Below are 16,177 nucleotides of genomic sequence, written 5' to 3' on the forward strand. Positions count from 1 at the left end.
CCCGAACGGGACGAAAAGCGCGACGCGTTGACGGCAGGGCCTCCGATCCGGGCCCACCCGGTGAGCGTCGCCGGCCGGGGCACCCACGCTCACGCGCGGGTGCCCGGCCGTGCGTCACCTTCGGTCAGGAGGCGGGCAGTTCACCTCGGACGGTCCGGGCCGCGGCGACCAGGTTCTCCAGGGACGCCCTGGTCTCGGGCCAGCCGCGGGTCTTCAGGCCGCAGTCGGGGTTGACCCACAGCCGTTCGGCGGGAATGGCAGTCAGCCCCTTGCGGAGCAGGGCGGCGGCCTCGTCCGCACCGGGCACGCGGGGGGAGTGGATGTCGTACACCCCGGGTCCGGCCCCGCGCGGGTAGCCGTGTGCGGCGAGTTCGCGGGCGACCTGCATGTGGGAGCGGGCTGCTTCCAGGCTGATGACGTCGGCGTCGAGGTCGTCGATGGCCTGGACGATGTCGCCGAACTCGGCATAGCACATATGGGTGTGGATCTGGGTGTCCGGACGTACGCCGCTGGTGGTGAGGCGGAAGGACTCGGTGGCCCAGTCCAGGTACGCGGCGCGGCCCGCCGCGCGCAGGGGCAGTGTCTCGCGCAGTGCGGGCTCGTCGACCTGGATGACCGAAGTGCCCGCGCTCTCCAGGTCGTTGACCTCGTCGCGCAGTGCGAGGGCGACCTGCCGTGCGGTGTCGCCGAGGGGCTGGTCGTCGCGGACGAAGGACCAGGCCAGCATGGTGACGGGTCCGGTGAGCATGCCCTTGACCGGACGGCCGGTGAGTGACTGGGCGTACGAGGTCCAGCGCACCGTCATTGGTTCGGGGCGGGAGATGTCGCCGGCCAGGACCGGCGGGCGGACGTAGCGGGTGCCGTAGGACTGGACCCAGCCGTGCTGGGTGGCGAGGTAGCCGGTGAGCTGTTCGGCGAAGTACTGGACCATGTCGTTGCGTTCGGGCTCGCCGTGCACCAGGACGTCGATGCCGGCCTTCTCCTGGAAGGAGATGACCTCGGCGATCTCGGCCTTGATCCGCTCCTCGTAACCGGCGGTGTCGGTCCGGCCCGCTCGCAGGTCGGCACGGGCCGTGCGCAGCTCATTGGTCTGCGGGAACGAACCGATGGTCGTCGTCGGCAGCAACGGCAGCCCGAGGTGGGCGCGTTGGGCCGCGGCCCGCTCGGCGTACGGCTGGGAGCGGCGGCCGTCGGCGTCGGTGACGGCCGCCGTCCTGGCCCGGACAACGGGGTCGCTGGTGAGGGGGGAGTTCTTGCGGGAGGCGAGGTCGGCGCGGTTGGCGGCGATCTCACCGGCGACGGCGTCGATGCCCCGTGCCAGCCCCTTCGCCAGCGTGACGACCTCGGCGGTCTTCTGTTCGGCGAAGGCGAGCCAGCGCAGGATCTGGGGGTCGATGTCCTTCTCGGCCGCCGTGTCGAGTGGCACGTGCAGCAGGGAGCAGGACGCGGCCACGTCGACCCGGTCGGCGAGGCCCAGCAGGGTGGCGAGGGTGGAGAGGGACTTCTCGTAGTCGTTGATCCAGATGTTGCGGCCGTTGACGACGCCTGCGACGAGCCGCTTGCCGGGCAGTCCGCCCACCGAGGCCAGAGCGGGAAGGTTGGCGGCCGCCGCGTCGGTGAAGTCGAGTGCCAGGCCCTCGACCGGGGCCTTCGCCAGGACGGGCAGGGCGTCGCCGAGCCGGTCGAAGTAGGAGGCGATGAGCAGCTTGGGCCGGTCGGTCAGGCTGCCGAGGCCGTCATAGGCGCGGGCGGCGGCGTCGAGTTCGGCCGGGGTGCGGTCCTGGACCAGAGCGGGCTCATCGAGCTGTACCCACTCGGCGCCCGCGGCACGCAGGTCGGCGAGCACCTCCGCGTACACCGGCAGCAGCCGGTCCAGCAGGGCGAGCGGCTCGAAGCCGGCCGGTACCCCCGGGGCGGGCTTGGCCAGCAGGAGGTAGGTGACGGGGCCGACGAGCACCGGCCGGGCGGTGTGCCCGAGCGTGAGGGCTTCCCCGAGCTCGGTGACCTGCTTGGTGGAGTCGGCGGTGAAGACGGTGTCCGGGCCGAGTTCGGGGACGAGGTAGTGGTAGTTGGTGTCGAACCACTTGGTCATTTCCAGCGGAGCCACGTCCTGGGTCCCGCGCGCCATCGCGAAGTAGCCGTCGAGGGCGTCGGTTCCGACGGCCTCGCGGTGCCGCTGGGGGACTGCGCCGACTATGACGCTGGTGTCCAGGACGTGGTCGTAGTACGAGAAGTCGCCGGTGGGCACCTCGTGGACGCCGGCGTCCACCAGCCGCCTCCAGTTGGACCGGCGCAGGCCGGCCGCTGTTTCCCGGAGGGTGTCGGCGGTGACCCGGCCCTTCCAGTAGCCCTCGATGGCCTTTTTCAGTTCCCGGTCGGGGCCCTGGCGGGGGTAGCCGTACACGGTGGCTCGTGCTGCCGCGGCTGCGGGCTTCGCTGTCACGGAAATCTCCTTCGCGAGATGACTCCTGAACATCCCGGGACGGGACGCGGACACGAAGGGGTGACGGACCGGACGGGTGCCTGGCGCGCCTTCGGCGCGGTGCTCCGTCCGGTATGCACGCCGACCCGCCCACGAGGTCACCGGGATATCCGCATGCGAGTGGGTCGCGTGCGGGCAACGGGCAGGTCTTCGGACTCGCGGGCACTTCTGCCGGGGGCAGACTCCTACTGGCCGTCGCTTCCCGGATCCGGCCGGATCCAGTGCGTATGACGGCGGTCGTTCCCACTCACCGCTGCGGGGCAGTCCCGGAATTCCACCGGGTTCCCTCTTACGACGCGCCTGCCTGGCGGACAGGGCGAACCAGCTGCACGGGCCAGACTAAAGGGTCGTCCACGTCCCGGGCGCCGTCGTTCACATTCCGGAACGTGAATTGCGCAACGTCCGGGCCGTCTCCCGGCGGTCCTGGCGGGAGGTTCAGGCGAGCCAGTCGGCGTAGCGGGTGGGGGCGAGGCGGGCGTCCTTGTCCGTGAGCACGTCACCCTTGACTGCGGCGAACATGCCGGCCGTGGGATCGGTGACGACGGTGCGGCGGTCGGACTTGTGGGACAGGGTGAGCCGCCCGAGCTCGTCCAGGGTGAAGACCTCGGGGCCGGCGATGTTCCGGATGCCCTGCAGCGGTGTGCCCGCGGCGACTTCGGAGACTGCCTCGGCCACGTCCCCGGCAGCGATCGGCTGGATCGGCGTCGGCGGCAGCCGGACGGTGTCGCCCTCGGTGGTCCAGGACAGCACCGCGTCGATGAACTCCATGAACTGCGTTGCGCGGACGATCGAGTACGGGATCGTTCCGGCGGCGAGGATCTCCTCCTGGAGTGCCTTGGCCCGGTAGTAGTCCAGCTCCGGGACCCGGTCCACGCCGACGATCGAGAGAATGACGAAGTGGTCCACGCCGCCCTTGCCGCCCGCGGCCAGAAGGTTGTCCATCGAGGTCCGGAAGAATGCCGGGGAGGCTTCGTCGAAGGTGGGGGAGTTCGTCAGGTTGACGATGACATCGGCCCCCGCCACCGCCTCGTCGAGCCCCTTGCCGCTGATGACGTCGACTCCGGTGGACTGCGAGTGCGGCATCGCCTCGTGACCCTCGGCGTTCAGATTCCTGACGACCTGGGACCCGATCAACCCGGTACCGCCGATGACAGCGAATTTCATGGCACGCCCTTCCGTAGAGACCCCCTATGGAGGATATGTCCGAAATGGCAATGAGGGGCCCGGTCGCGCGCCCGTCACGCCCACGGGCTGCGGCCGGTTGATCTCCGCTCCCACGGTCACCGCTTGAATGCTGAACCGGTCGTGGCCGAGCCACGTTCTCTCGAGGAGCGTGATCCGCGCTCCTGTGGGACGAATGTATTGCCCCGCCCGCAGCAGGCCGCGCGCCGACGGAGCCGGCAGGTGGCCGAAGACCTGCGGCGGAGCACCGTAACCGCTGACCAGTGACCAACAGGTTCCGGCAGGACCGTGCATCATCGCCGGCCACCCGGGTACGCGCACCGGGCACCGCACCTGCCGGAGGAAGCGAGAACGCAGTGAACGACCTTCACCCGAAAGACGCCGGAGACAGCGGGGAGCCGATTCCCAGGGACCCGCCCGATCAGCAGGCCGCTGAGGACGAGGACCCCTGGGACGTGGTGGGCGGCCGGATGCACGCGCCCGCCGACGAGGGCCCCGACCCGGATCTTCCCGACACGGACGAGGCCGGGACCGGCCGGCGGGGCGGCCCGAAACCGGGCCGGCACCACCCTGAGCACCCCGTGCCCGACGAGCCGTCCGGCTGACCGCGCGCGAGACGGAAGCCCGAGCGGCCCGCACCGGACACGGCCCGCCGGGATGCGGGCGTCACACCGAGCCGGCCCCTATGACGCGGCGAAGGCTGCGAAGGAGAACCGATGTCTACGTCCGCTGCGGATCAGGTGGTGCCTGTCCCGGGCCTCCCGTGCTGGGTCAACCTGATGGTCGGCGATCTGTCCGCCGCCCGGACCTTCTACACGGCGGTACTCGGCTGGGACTTCCGGGCCAGTTCCCTGGGCGGTCAGTTCCTCGTCGCGTCGGCCGGCGGCGAACCCGTGGCGGGTATCGGCGCCCAGCGCCCGGGGCTCGCCCCGCCCTCGGTGTGGACGCCGTACTTCGCGGTGCGGGACGCCGATGTGACAGCGGCGCGGATCCGGGACCGGGGCGCCACCATGGCGGTCGGGCCGATGGCACTGGGGGAGGGACGAGCCGGACTGGCTGCGGACCGGGACGGGGCCACGTTCGGGTTCTGGGAGGGCCCCGCACTGGCCTGGCTGCCGGGGGAGGGCAGCGCACCCGCCCGAATCGACCTCCAGACCCGTGACGTGTTCGACGCCGCGGTCTTCTACGGGGAGGTCTTCGGCTGGGACGCGGGCGCGGACTTCGACATCGTTCACCGGCACGATCACGTGGTCGTCGAACGGAGTGGGCGAGCCGTTCTCTCGCTGCGCGGCGGCGGTGTGCAGACGTCCGCACAAGCACACCTGCGACCGCGCTGGCTCGTGAACTTCACCGTCGACGACGTGGAGCGTGCCGTTGTCGCCGCGGTCGAGGCAGGCGGCAGCAAGCCCGAGCCGTCGGCCGCCTCCTGGGCGCCGAAGGGTTTCTCGCGAACTCTGCAGGACCCGGACGGCGGGCTGTTCACGCTCTCCCACCGGTAGACATCCACCCCCGGCCCGCAGACGTCCGGCCGGCCGCCCACCTCACTCGAACGGACGAGCGGGTGGGGGCGGGGCGCATGAGGTCAGACGGGCCGGCACCGGGTGCGCAGCAGGCAGAATTCGTTGCCTTCGGGATCGGCCAGGACGTGCCAGCTCTCGTTGCCGCTCTGGCCGACATCGGCCGGCACGGCACCGAGAGCGAGCAGGCGCTCCAACTCGGCGTCCTGGTCGCGGTCGGTGGCGTTGACGTCGATGTGCAGCCGGAGCTTCCCGGGCCTCGGGTCGCTGCTCGGGCTCAGGACGAGAGTGGGCTGCGGACCGCCGAAGCCGGTGTCGGGCGGCCCGATCTCGATGCTTCCGTCGCCCTCCCGGCCGAGCTCGACGTAACCGAGGACCTTGCTCCAGAACACCGCGAGACGTTCGGCGTCGGCGGCGTCGATGACCAGTTCCGTGATGCGGCATGCCATGCCCGTCAGTGTACGGAGACCGCCTCGGGCCGTCCCGCCGACCGGGCCCGCGCAAAGGAAAGCGCGCGTCCGCACGGGTAAAATTACGGGTGTTCGACTGACGCCCTCAATTCGGACGAGGCCGGAGGATCGCCATGCCCCGGAAAGGGGAAGCGAAGCGGTTGCTGGAGGAGCACGGGCAGACCTACGCGGAGGAAGCCGGCATCCGATTGCGGAACACCCCCGCACCGCTGTATCAGCTGCTCACTCTCTGCGTGCTGTTCTCGGTACCCATCAAGGCGGATATCGCGGTTGCCGCGGCCCGGGAGCTGTTCGGGGCCGGGAAGCGCACCCCGCGGGCCATGGTGGCCGCCTCCTGGCAGGACCGGGTGGATGCTCTGGGCCGTGCCCACTACCGCCGCTACGACGAGAGCACGGCCACCGCACTGGGGGACGGGGCGCAGCTCGCTCTCGACCGGTATCGCGGAGACCTGCGGCGGCTGCGCGACGAGTCCGGAGGCGACCCGGAGCGGATCCGGGCACTGCTCCAGGAATTCCCCCGGATCGGGCCCGTGGGGGCGGACATCTTCAGCCGGGAGGCACAAGCGGTGTGGCCGGAGCTGAGCCCGGCTTTCGACACCCTGGCCCGTGGTGCCGCGGCCGGGCTCGGGCTTCCCGGGACGGCCGAGGGGCTGGCCCGGCTCGTTTCCGAGGACGATCTGCCGAGGCTGGCGGCCGCGCTGGTCCGGGCCCAGCTTGCCAAAAAGTGAGGCGCCGGACCGGGCTCGCTGCCGCTGCTCGACATCCGTGACTTCGGCGGTGTCCCCCACGCAGCCGCTCGTTCGTCGTGAAGGTGAAGGCCCCGCACGACGAGATCTTCATCTTCCGCTTCGTGGGTGACCGTGTCGTCGAGACCTGGGGGGCGTCGACGTCCTCGCGCAGATGCGACAGCTGGGCGTGGTCCCCAAGGCACTTCATGACCACGGCGACGGGCGGCCCGGTGTCCGCCGGGCCGCTCAGACCTCGCCGAGGTCCGAGCTGATCCAGCGCTGCGGCCGCATGTGGATGACGACCTGCTCGCCGTGCTCCTTCCAGGCGAAGTCGACATAGCCGTCGACCTTTTCGGCGGGGAGGTAGCGCGACGACATCTCGACCAGCTGCTCGCGGGTGGCCGGGACGGTCGAGACGACGGGGCCTTCGACCGACACGTAGCGGACGGTCGGGGAGACACGGTCGACCATCAGGCAGAACCGGCCGGCCTCGGCGATCGCCTTCCCCTTCCGGGAGTTGCGACCGGTCATGATCCAGATGTCGCCGCCCGGCCGGTATTGGTACCAGATGGGCACGGTCAGGGGCGACCGGTCCTGCTCCGTCGTGTTCACGGCCAGGGCGGCGATGTGCGGCTCCGCCAGGAACTGCTCGCGCTCTTCACGGGTCAAAGCCACGGGTGACTCCTTCGTGGTGGGTGTCCTGAGCTCCAGGTGCTGCATTATGCAACGTTCGTATCGTGTCGTCGCGGATCAGGCAGGGGGAGTCGTCGGCGAGCATCGGCGTGCGGTGTCCGGGCGCCTGGGCATCAGGACGATCAGCCGCCCGGGTGCGGTCGGCGTGTTCCATGCCTGCTCGACCTGGCTGAGCGGCATGACCAGCGGATCCACGGCCAGCGTCCCGGCGACGATCTGCTCGGCGAGGGAAGGAAGTTCGGCGACGATGCCCGCGGTGGTCACGGAGCCCTGGCCGCTGCCCAGGATGTTCAGGTTCGCCGCGCGCAGCAGGTACGAGGGCAGCGAGATGTCCGGGCCGGCCATGGACCCGATCTGGATCCAGGCCAGCGCCTTCGCGCGGTCGGTGCGGGCCGTCAGAAGTGCGGGCATGGCCTGCTGGGTGACGTGGCCCCACAGGTAGTCGACGACGACGAGCTGAGGCCGTGCCGTGCAGCACTGAACGCAGCGGAGGTAACCTCGGCCCATGGACGACCAACACCTGGCCAACCTCGCGCACCTGCGCCGTGCGCGTGATCTGGTCGACCGGGAGTACGCGCGTCCGCTCGACGTGCCGGAGATGGCCCGCCGCGCACTGATGTCGCCCGGCCACTTCTCCCGGGCCTTTCGCGCGGCCTACGGCGAGACGCCGTACAGCTATCTCATGACCCGGCGGGTCGAGCGGGCCATGGCCCTGTTGCGTACGGGGATGAGCGTGACCGATGCCTGCATGACGGTCGGCTGTACGTCCCTCGGCTCGTTCAGCTCACGGTTCACCGAGCTCGTGGGGATGACCCCCAGCGCGTACCGGGCCGGCGACCACAGTGATGTACGGGCGATGCCCGCATGCCTGGCCAAGGCGCACACCCGCCCGGTCAAGGCCCGGTCGGCCCCGGCCGCGGATGCGGCCCGGGGGCTGTGACGGAAGGGCCGGTGCCGTATGGAGAGCCCTGACGCCTTCCTGGAGACGCTCCAGCAGAGCGGTCTGCCGCCCCTGCGCGGCGGCCGGCCCACGGACGAAGGTTTCCGTGCGAGCGTGGTGAGCCGTGATCTGGGGCCCCTGCGGCTGACCGAGCTGGTGACCCCGCAGGGGGAGTGTTTCCGCGATGCGCGCTCCGCGCGCGCCACCGACAGTGACCTGTGGCAGGTCGAGGTGGTGACGCGAGGACACGTGCGCGCCGAGCAGGGCAACAGCACCGCCGTGCTGGGCCCCACGGATCTGGTCCTGATCGACCCGGTGCGGCCGGTCCGGTTCGCCAGTTCCGCGACCACACATGTCACCCTGCTGATTCCGCGGGATTCGCTGCGACTCGGAGAGGATGACGCCGCCCGGCTGGCCGGTGAGCGCATTCGCGGCGACCGCGGTCCCGGCGCTCTGGTGTCCTCGCTCGTACGCGACATGGCGCGGTCGCTGGACGGATTCCGCGCTCACGAGGCGGACCGGTCGGCGGCCGCGGTGATCGAGCTGGTCTCGGTGATGCTGTCGGCCCGCCTGGGTGACGAACGTCCGGTCGCCGACGAGATCCTTCGCACGCGGATCATCGGCTTCATCGAGGCGAGGCTGTCCGACCGGGACCTCACCCCGGCCAAGGTGGCCGCGGCACACCATGTGTCGGTTCGCCGCCTGCACAAGCTCTTCCAGGACCAGCCGTTGACGGTGGCGGCCCTGATCCGCCGTCGGCGCCTGGAGCGGTGCCGCGCGGATCTGGCCCGGAAGGGTTCCACGGTCGCGGCTGTGGCCGCCGGCTGGGGATTCGCTGATCCGGCTCACTTCAACCGGCTGTTCAAGGCCACCTACGGGCACAGCCCGGGGGCGCGCGTATCCAACGACTGTGCACGGACGGTCAATGAGTCCGCCGCCCGGCCCGGCGAGGATGGTGGCTGAAGGAACAGAACGCGGAAAGGCCATGACATGGAATCTTCGGTTGAAGCTCTGAGTGCGGTCCCTGCCAGGATGATCGAGGGATGGAACCGCGGCGACGCCGCCGCGTTCGTCACCGATTTCGCGGACGACGCGGAGCTGGTGGACTTCGACGGAACCCTCCACAAGGGACGCGACACGGTGATCGCCTTTCAGCAGCCGCTCTTCGACACGGTGCTGAAGGGCTCCCGGCTCGTGCGGGGCGAGGTGTCGTTCGCCCGGATCGTCGGACCTGGGGTTGGCGTGGTGCACCACCGTTTCGGCATGGTGATGGCCGGTGAGGAGGAGCCGCTGCCGAGCCGCCACTTCCTGCAGTTGTTCGTGGTGATCCGGCAGAACGACCGCTGGGAGGTCGCGACGCTGCAGAACTCGCGTCTGGTTTCGCTGGACGCCGCGATGGCCCTGGACGGACAGGCCGCCACGTAAGGGGCCGCAGCGGTGCGGGGTCGTTGTCCGCAGGACGTGGAGCGGTAGCGTCCCGGACGCGTGCGGTTCATCCGGGACGATCATGCTGCGAGCGCCCGACAGACGCGTCTCGACCCGAACCGGTGAAGCCATGCAGAAACGAACCGTCGCCATCGCCCTGACACTCTCCGTCTCCGCGGTGCTGTCGGCAGCGCTGCCGGCGCAGGCGAACTCCGTGGGCTACTACGCAACCAAGACGCCGTACGCGCCGCAACAGGACATGCGGACGTACCAGAAGGCCCTCAAGGGCTTCGTCCCGGTGTTCACCGAGAACGTCTCCCGCCACGGTTCCCGCGCGGCGTCCGACAGCGAGGACGGTGACCTGATCCTGGCCCTGTGGGAGAAGGCACGGAGCGAGGGGCAGCTCACCCGCACCGGTGAGGGATTCGGCAGCGAGGCCAAGTCGCTGCTCGCCGCCATGGACAACATCGGGTACGGGCAGCTCAGCGGCCGGGGCGAGCGGGAGATCGCGGACACTGCCGCGCGCCTGGAGAAGCGGCTTCCCACGCTCTTCAAGGACATCGCCGCGAACTCCGAACAGATCAATGTCGTCAACTCCGGCAAGGACCGCGCCGTCGACAGCGGAAACCTGTTCGCGGCGGCGCTCGCCGACAACGACCCCGCCCTGAAGCCGCTCATCACGCCGGCCAGGACCGATGCCGCCCTGCTCTACTTCCACAAGTCGGCCGGCGGCGAGGAGTACCGGGACTACGTCGACAATGACAAGCGGCTCGCCGCCACGCTCGACGGGATCACCGGCCGGCGCGCCACCCGCACCGCCGCCCGCAACGTCCTGAGGAAGATCTTCAAGCCGGCCTTCGCCGAGCGGATCATGGCCGGCGACTTCTCCTCGATCGGCACCGGAACGGAGGCCGCGCAGGCGGTCCACACCCTCTACGGCATCGCTCCGACCATGGCCGACGAGGGCAGTTGGACCATGGGGCGCTACATCGCACCGCGTGACGCCCGGTGGTTCGCCTACCTCAGCGATGCCGAGGACTTCTACGAGAAGGGGCCGGGCTTCTCCGACAGCGATATCACGTACCGGATGGCGAACGTCCTGCTCGACGACTTCTTCGCGAAGATCGACGCCAAGCGGGCGGGAACCGGAAACGCCGGCGCCGAGCTGCGCTTCACGCACGCCGAGGAGATCATCCCGCTGGCAGCGCTCATGGGCCTGCCCGGCAGCACGAAGCCGGCGTCACCCGCCAGGCCGTACACATACGCCGACAACCCCTGGCGCGGAGCCTCGGTGGCGCCCATGGCCGCGAACATCCAGTGGGACCTGTACCGGAAGGGCAACAAGTACCTGGTGCGGATGCTCTACAACGAGAAGCAGACCGCGTTCAAGGAGGGCTGCAAGCCGGTGGTGAAGGGCAGTTACTTCTACGACGCCGACGAGCTGAAGCGCTGCTTCGACCGCGCCACGTCCTGACCCTCCACGCTGCCCCGACCGCGCACGTCCTGACCCTCCACGCTGCTCCGATCGCGCACGTCCTGACCTCCCGCGTACGGAGGCAGGCGCGCGGCGGCGGCCGTGTGCCGACGGCTACTCCCGGGGCGAGGCGTTGTCGGGGGCGGCCCGGCGGGCCGCCCCGGTGAGCAGGGTGATCAGCCTTCGCATCTGCTCCCGGGGGTCCGGGGCGCCGGGCCATCCCGTCATCAGGAGATGATGGGCGGTCCCGACCACGGCGAGCGCGACCGCGGCCGTGTCGGCGCCGGCCGCGAGCCGTCCGAGGCGCTGCTCGGCTTCCAGGTACCGGGCGATGGAGTCCTGTACCGCCGAGAAGCCCGGCGCCCCCGCCTCCAGCGCCTCGCGTACCCGAAGGGAGGCGGCGGGCCTCGTCAGGGCCAGGCCCGCGACCGTCGGACTGCTGGAGTCCAGCAGTGCGAGCGCGACCTGGGTGAGATTCCCGGCCACCGTGTCCTCGCCCGCGCGTCCCCGCAGCGCCTCGGCCTCCCGTGCGGTGTGCGCGAACCTGTCCAGCACCAGATCGGCGACGAACTCGTCCAGCCCGGCGAAATGTGCGTGCAGCACCCCCTTGGCGCAGCCCGCCTCACCGGTGATCGCCCTGCTGGTCAGGGCGCCCGGCCCCTCACGGGCCAGTACGCGCTCCGCGGCGGCGAAAAGCCGCTCCCGAACCTCCGGCATCGCCACGCCACGCGGTGACATGCGGCTCCTTCCGATGTGGTGTCACGGCCCGTCGCACCCATGCCCTTGCGAGTATGGGCGCCCGCCCATACCTTGATGGGCGTGCGCCCATCATAGCTCCGGCGTTCGGAGCCCAGCAGGAGGTACGCGATGCGGACCATTGTCAACACCGAGCAGGCGCAGGCATGGAACGGCTACGAAGGTGCGCACTGGGCGCGCAATCAGGACCGCTGGGACGCGGTGAACGGAGGCTTCGACCAGCCTCTGCTCGACGCCGCCGCGATAGGTGAGCGCGACCGGGTCCTCGACGTCGGCTGCGGGGCCGGGCAGACGGCGCGGCTGGCCGCGCGAAGAGCGGCCGGCGGACGGGTGCTGGGGGTCGACCTCTCGGCGCCCATGCTGGAGCGCGCCCGGGAGACCGCGGCGAAGGAGGGTGTCGGCAACGTGATGTTCGAACGCGCCGATGCCCAGGTCCACCCCTTCGAACCGGGCGGCTTCGATGTGGCGACGAGCCGTTTCGGGGTGATGTTCTTCGGTGACCCCGTCGCGGCCTTCGCCAATATCGGCCGGGCGCTGCGTCCCGGGGGCCGGCTGGCGTTCATCTGTGCCGCGGACGCGGGGGACAACGAATGGATCCAGGCCATCGCCGCGCTGCGCAAGAACCTGCCCCTCGGAGGCTTCGGGGAAGCCGGCGGGCCGGGCATGTTCTCCCTGGCGGATCCGGGCCGCATCCGTGCGGTGCTGTCCTCGGCAGGGTTCACGGACGTCAGCCCGTTGCGGGTGGAGGCGTACGGGGGCTGGGGCCGCGATGCCGAGGACGCGGCGGCCTTCCTGCTGGACACCGGCCCCGGACGGCATCTGACCGGCCAAGTGGACCAGGGGAGTGCGGACCGCGCCCGCGAGGCGCTCGTGAACCATCTGCGCGACCACGAGGAGCGGGGCTCCGTCCGGCTGCGCAGCACGGCTTGGCTGGTCACCGCGAGCCGCCCGGTCTGACCGCGTCCGGCCCCCGGGTCGAAAGCGGCGCTCACCCCCGGCGGTCCGGTGCCCGCACGGCGTCCGGTGTCCGAGGCGTGCCTTGCTTGCGGGCGGGAGGCGGGGGCGGCAGGGTTCGGGGGTGTGGCCACTCTGCTGATCGTGCATCACACGCCCTCGCCCAACTGCCAGGCGCTGTTCGAAGCCGTCGTCTCCGGTGCGACGACGGACGGGATCGAGGGCGTCCGGGTCGTGCGCCGCGCGGCGCTTGCCGCGACGGCGTCCGACGTGCTCGCCGCCGACGGCGTTCTGCTCGGCACCCCGGCCAATCTCGGCTACATGTCCGGCGCCCTCAAGCACTTCTTCGACCAGGTCTACTACCCCTGCCTGGACACGACGCGCGGCCGGCCCTTCGGGTACTACGTGCACGGGGGTAACGACGTCACCGGGGCGGTGCGGGGCATCGAGTCGATCACGACAGGTCTTGGATGGCGACGCGCAGCGGAGGCCGTGACGGTGACGGGTGAGCCCGGCAAGGCCGACACCGAGGCGTGCTGGGAGCTGGGGGCGACGCTCGCGGGCGGTCTGATGGACTGATCGTGCTGCGCTGCACCGCTTACGGGCGGAAGGTCTTCGCGGCCGGCGGCAATGTCGAGGGCGCGCGGCGGGCCGGCATCAGCGTGCCGTTCATCCGGATGTCCGTCTTCTCGACCGCCGGCACCATGGCGGGGGTCGGCGGCCTCTTCCTGGCCGGGCAGATCCAGTCCGCGAGCCAGACCTCGGGCGGCGGCAACCTGTTGATGAACGTCATCGCCGCGGCCGTCATCGGTGGCACGAGCCTGTTCGGCGGGCGCGGTTCCGTCTGGTCGGCCCTGCTCGGCGCCCTGGTGATCGGGTCCATCCAGTCAGGGGTGAACATCATGGGCGTGAGCAATGCGGTCCAGTTCATGATCACGGGGTCGGTCCTGCTGGCGGCCGTGGTCGTCGACTCCCTCTCCCGCAGGAGCCAGAAGGCCGCGGGGCGTGTCTGACGGGGTCATCGCGCCCGCGCGGATCCGGCCTGTTCGCGTCGGGCCTGGGCCGTCACGGTCAGCCGGGCTTCCCGGGTCCGGTCCGAGGACGGGCCGGTCCCGATCGCGAACTCCCCCGGCTCCACCGCCCGTTCCAGAGTGCGGGTGACGGAGGCCAGGGTCTGCTCCGTCAGGCGGAACGAGACCGCTGCCCGCTCCCCGGGAGCGAGCTCGATCCGGGTGAAGCCACGAAGCTCCCGTACCCGCGGCCATGACGTTCCGCCGAGCACCCGGCGTACGTAGAGCTGCACGGTTTCCCACACCGGCCGGTCGCCCGTGTTGCGCACCTCCACCGTGCACAGGAGCGGCTCCGCCGCCCCGGCGGGCGCGTCAGCGGCGAACTCCGCCCCTGCCGCGGACTTCCGGGACAGCCGGGGTGCGCCGTACTCGACCGACGTGTAGCTCAGTCCGTGGCCGAACGCGTGGCGCGCGGTGGCGGGCTGGTCGACATAGCCGCGGTAGCCGTGGTCCTTGCCGTTGTAGAAGACCGGCAGCTGGGCCGCCGACCGGGGGACCGACACGGGCAGCCGGCCCATGGGCTGCGCCGCGCCGAACAGCACGTCCGCCACCGCGCGCCCGCCCCACGGGCCCGGGTACCAGGCGCTCAGCACAGCCCCGGCCCGGTCGGCGAGATCCGGCAGCGCGTGCGGACGCCCCTGGACCAGCACCACGACGACGGGCGTGCCCGTCGCGGAGACCGCGTCGAGCAGAGCCGACTGACCCCCGGGAAGGCCGAGTTCGGCCAGGTCGACACCCTCCCCGCACGTCATCTCCACGGGGTTGCCCGAGGTGACGGCCGCGGCTCCGTTGGCGTCGAAGCGCGTCCCCGACTCCCGTGCGCTCGAACCGCCCAGCACCACCACCGCGACATCGGCGGCGGAGGCGGCAACGACCGCGCCGGGCACGTCCGACAGCTCACCGCCGACCAGATCGCAGCCCCGGGCGTGGATGACCTCCGTGCCGGCCGGAGCCGCTGCCGTCAGGCCGTCGAGGACGCTGACGCCCGTGCCGGGCCGCTGGGGCGCGGTGTAGTCACCGATCTGCTGCGGCACGGAGTCGGCGTTCGGGCCGATGACCGCGATCCGCCGGACACCGCCGCCGAGCGGAAGTGTGACACCGTCGTGCGTCAGGAGCGTGACGGACTCCCGGGCGATGCGCTCGCTCAGCAGCTCCGGACCCGGAGCCGGCGCGCGCTCCCCGGTGCAGGGCTGCTCGAAGAGACCGAGCCGGAACTTCAGAGCAAGGACCCGTCCGACGGCGGCGTCGAGCGTGCCCTCGTCGACCAGCCCGCGCCGCACGGCCTCCTCCAGGCGGGGGAAACAGCTGTCCCACAGGCTGAGGTCGGTTCCCGCATCCAGCGCCAGCGCACCGGCCGCGACCGGGTCCCCGGCGAGCCGCACCAGGCGGTCGAGGGCCAGCCCGTCGGCCATCACCAGACCGGTGAACCCCCACCGTTCACGCAGGATTCCGGTCAGCAGCTCCCGGTTCGCGGCGCACGGGAGGCCGTCGAACTCGTTGTACGCCGCCATGAGCCCTGCCGCCCCGGCCCGGACCCCTGCCAGCGCGGCCTCCAGATGGATCTCGTACAGCTCGCGGGCGCCGAGCTCGGTGGCCGCACTGTTGCGGCCACCCACCGTCGCCCCCTGCCCGGCGAAGTGCTTGAGCACGACAGCCGCCCGGTCCGGCCCGAACTCCTCGCCCGGCGGCCCCTGCACGCCACGCACCAGGGCTTCGGTGAACCGCGCTGCCAGGTACGGATCCTCGCCGAAACACTCCTCCGCGCGGCCCCAGCGCGGATCACGCACCAGATCGAGTGCGGACACCAGCGCCACATGGCCGCCGCGCGACCGCAGCTGCGCCGCGGCGAGGGCGGCGGCCTCCTCGTAGAGCTCCGGGTTCCAGGTGGCGCCGACCGCCAGATTGACCGGCAGCAGGGTGCCGTCCAGCGCCTGGAGGCCGTGCGGCATCTCCTCGACCAGCAGGACCGGAATGCCGAGCCGGGTGTTCTCCACGACATACCGCTGGACGGCGTCCGAGACCCGGGCGCCGTCCGCCGCACCGATGCCGGTGGCAGCGGTCACCCCCGACCAGGGGTCGGCGCGCTGCAACCCGTAGAGCGCGCCCATCCCGTCGTACGCGGCCACCTCGGTTCGGAACGCGTCGGTCAGCCGGTGGCCGGACGAGGTGCGCTCGTACGCGTCCCACCCGTACATCCGCTGGTTGACCTGCCCCACCTTCTCGGTGAGCGTCATCCGCGCCAGCAGGTCACGCACCCGCTCGGCGACGGATGCCGCGGGATCGCGGAAGAGCGGCTCGGACATCGGGTGGCTCACTTTCACGGTGCGGGGCGGGTGGACACAACGTGTCCGGTGAGGACGCCGTTCGGGCCCGGGGGGTGGTGCGGGCCGCCCCGGCGCCCAGGGACACCGCCGTTAGAGGACCCCCCCCCCCAACGGGGCGCACACCCCCTGCCCAAACGGAACCCCCCCCGGCAGCACCCCCAG

16 protein-coding genes, 1 pseudogene and 1 riboswitch are annotated in these 16,177 nt (G+C 71.2%); of the genes and pseudogenes, 10 read left to right on the forward strand and 7 right to left on the reverse strand.

Annotated features, from left to right (window positions below):
- Window positions 1-124: 124 nt before the first annotated feature.
- Window positions 125-2,443: a 5-methyltetrahydropteroyltriglutamate--homocysteine S-methyltransferase gene (metE, locus tag ACFVW8_RS27185; protein ID WP_389694409.1), complete on the reverse strand. Its 2,319-nt coding sequence runs from the start codon at window positions 2,441-2,443 to the stop codon at window positions 125-127.
- A 162-nt stretch (window positions 2,444-2,605) separates the two neighbouring features.
- Window positions 2,606-2,823, reverse strand: a riboswitch (cobalamin riboswitch).
- Between the two features lie 94 nt (window positions 2,824-2,917).
- The gene (locus ACFVW8_RS27190) at window positions 2,918-3,646 is read right to left on the reverse strand and encodes an SDR family oxidoreductase (RefSeq protein ID WP_389694411.1); all 729 of its coding nucleotides are present in this window, start codon (window positions 3,644-3,646) and stop codon (window positions 2,918-2,920) included.
- A gap of 374 nt (window positions 3,647-4,020) precedes the next feature.
- On the opposite strand from ACFVW8_RS27190, the gene ACFVW8_RS27195 reads away from it, so the two are divergent.
- Both ACFVW8_RS27195 and ACFVW8_RS27200 read left to right on the forward strand, forming a co-directional pair.
- Window positions 4,021-4,269, forward strand: coding sequence for a hypothetical protein (locus tag ACFVW8_RS27195; protein WP_389694413.1), 249 nt, complete (start codon window positions 4,021-4,023; stop codon window positions 4,267-4,269).
- A 111-nt stretch (window positions 4,270-4,380) separates the two neighbouring features.
- Window positions 4,381-5,163, forward strand: coding sequence for a VOC family protein (locus ACFVW8_RS27200; protein ID WP_389694415.1), 783 nt, complete (start codon window positions 4,381-4,383; stop codon window positions 5,161-5,163).
- Window positions 5,164-5,246: 83 nt separating this feature from the next.
- Here ACFVW8_RS27200 and ACFVW8_RS27205 read toward each other — a convergent pair whose 3' ends face one another.
- Window positions 5,247-5,630 (reverse strand): VOC family protein, encoded by a 384-nt coding sequence (locus ACFVW8_RS27205; RefSeq protein WP_389694417.1) that lies wholly within the window; start codon window positions 5,628-5,630, stop codon window positions 5,247-5,249.
- 134 nt (window positions 5,631-5,764) lie between these two features.
- On the opposite strand from ACFVW8_RS27205, the gene ACFVW8_RS27210 reads away from it, so the two are divergent.
- The gene (locus tag ACFVW8_RS27210; RefSeq protein WP_389694419.1) at window positions 5,765-6,379 is read left to right on the forward strand and encodes an endonuclease; all 615 of its coding nucleotides are present in this window, start codon (window positions 5,765-5,767) and stop codon (window positions 6,377-6,379) included.
- Window positions 6,380-6,625: 246 nt separating this feature from the next.
- Here ACFVW8_RS27210 and ACFVW8_RS27215 read toward each other — a convergent pair whose 3' ends face one another.
- Together ACFVW8_RS27215 and ACFVW8_RS27220 are read right to left on the reverse strand one after the other, a co-directional pair.
- The gene (locus tag ACFVW8_RS27215) at window positions 6,626-7,054 is read right to left on the reverse strand and encodes a pyridoxamine 5'-phosphate oxidase family protein (protein WP_389694421.1); all 429 of its coding nucleotides are present in this window, start codon (window positions 7,052-7,054) and stop codon (window positions 6,626-6,628) included.
- A 75-nt stretch (window positions 7,055-7,129) separates the two neighbouring features.
- On the reverse strand, window positions 7,130-7,579 hold the full coding sequence (locus ACFVW8_RS27220; RefSeq protein WP_389694423.1) for a hypothetical protein: 450 nt from the start codon (window positions 7,577-7,579) through the stop codon (window positions 7,130-7,132).
- Here ACFVW8_RS27220 and ACFVW8_RS27225 point away from each other — a divergent pair.
- From ACFVW8_RS27225 to ACFVW8_RS27240, 4 genes are all read left to right on the forward strand, one after another.
- Complete coding sequence (locus tag ACFVW8_RS27225) at window positions 7,578-8,012, forward strand: helix-turn-helix transcriptional regulator (RefSeq protein ID WP_389694425.1); 435 nt, start codon at window positions 7,578-7,580, stop codon at window positions 8,010-8,012. The genes ACFVW8_RS27220 and ACFVW8_RS27225 overlap by 2 nt on opposite strands.
- An 18-nt stretch (window positions 8,013-8,030) precedes the next feature.
- The gene (locus tag ACFVW8_RS27230; protein ID WP_389694427.1) at window positions 8,031-8,975 is read left to right on the forward strand and encodes a helix-turn-helix domain-containing protein; all 945 of its coding nucleotides are present in this window, start codon (window positions 8,031-8,033) and stop codon (window positions 8,973-8,975) included.
- Window positions 8,976-9,002: 27 nt separating this feature from the next.
- Window positions 9,003-9,437 carry an SgcJ/EcaC family oxidoreductase gene (locus ACFVW8_RS27235; protein ID WP_389694429.1) on the forward strand — a complete coding sequence of 145 codons (435 nt, stop codon included), beginning with the start codon at window positions 9,003-9,005 and terminating at the stop codon, window positions 9,435-9,437.
- Between the two features lie 130 nt (window positions 9,438-9,567).
- On the forward strand, window positions 9,568-10,911 hold the full coding sequence (locus tag ACFVW8_RS27240; RefSeq protein WP_389694431.1) for a histidine-type phosphatase: 1,344 nt from the start codon (window positions 9,568-9,570) through the stop codon (window positions 10,909-10,911).
- A gap of 114 nt (window positions 10,912-11,025) precedes the next feature.
- On the opposite strand, the gene ACFVW8_RS27245 is transcribed toward ACFVW8_RS27240, so the two are convergent.
- On the reverse strand, window positions 11,026-11,649 hold the full coding sequence (locus ACFVW8_RS27245; protein ID WP_389694433.1) for a TetR family transcriptional regulator: 624 nt from the start codon (window positions 11,647-11,649) through the stop codon (window positions 11,026-11,028).
- A 129-nt stretch (window positions 11,650-11,778) separates the two neighbouring features.
- On the opposite strand from ACFVW8_RS27245, the gene ACFVW8_RS27250 reads away from it, so the two are divergent.
- From ACFVW8_RS27250 to ACFVW8_RS27260, 3 genes and pseudogenes are all read left to right on the forward strand, one after another.
- The gene (locus tag ACFVW8_RS27250) at window positions 11,779-12,624 is read left to right on the forward strand and encodes a class I SAM-dependent methyltransferase (RefSeq protein ID WP_389694435.1); all 846 of its coding nucleotides are present in this window, start codon (window positions 11,779-11,781) and stop codon (window positions 12,622-12,624) included.
- 123 nt (window positions 12,625-12,747) lie between these two features.
- On the forward strand, window positions 12,748-13,200 hold the full coding sequence (locus ACFVW8_RS27255; protein ID WP_389694437.1) for a flavodoxin family protein: 453 nt from the start codon (window positions 12,748-12,750) through the stop codon (window positions 13,198-13,200).
- Window positions 13,201-13,202: 2 nt separating this feature from the next.
- Window positions 13,203-13,634: pseudogene (locus tag ACFVW8_RS27260) on the forward strand (sugar ABC transporter permease); the annotation flags it as partial.
- 5 nt (window positions 13,635-13,639) lie between these two features.
- Here the strand turns inward: ACFVW8_RS27260 and ACFVW8_RS27265 are convergent.
- Window positions 13,640-15,994, reverse strand: a complete 2,355-nt coding sequence (locus tag ACFVW8_RS27265; RefSeq protein WP_389694439.1) for a glycoside hydrolase family 3 N-terminal domain-containing protein — start codon at window positions 15,992-15,994, stop codon at window positions 13,640-13,642.
- Window positions 15,995-16,177 lie beyond the last annotated feature (183 nt).

Source organism: Streptomyces sp. NPDC058221 (assembly GCF_042882365.1).
Lineage (GTDB): Bacteria > Actinomycetota > Actinomycetes > Streptomycetales > Streptomycetaceae > Streptomyces.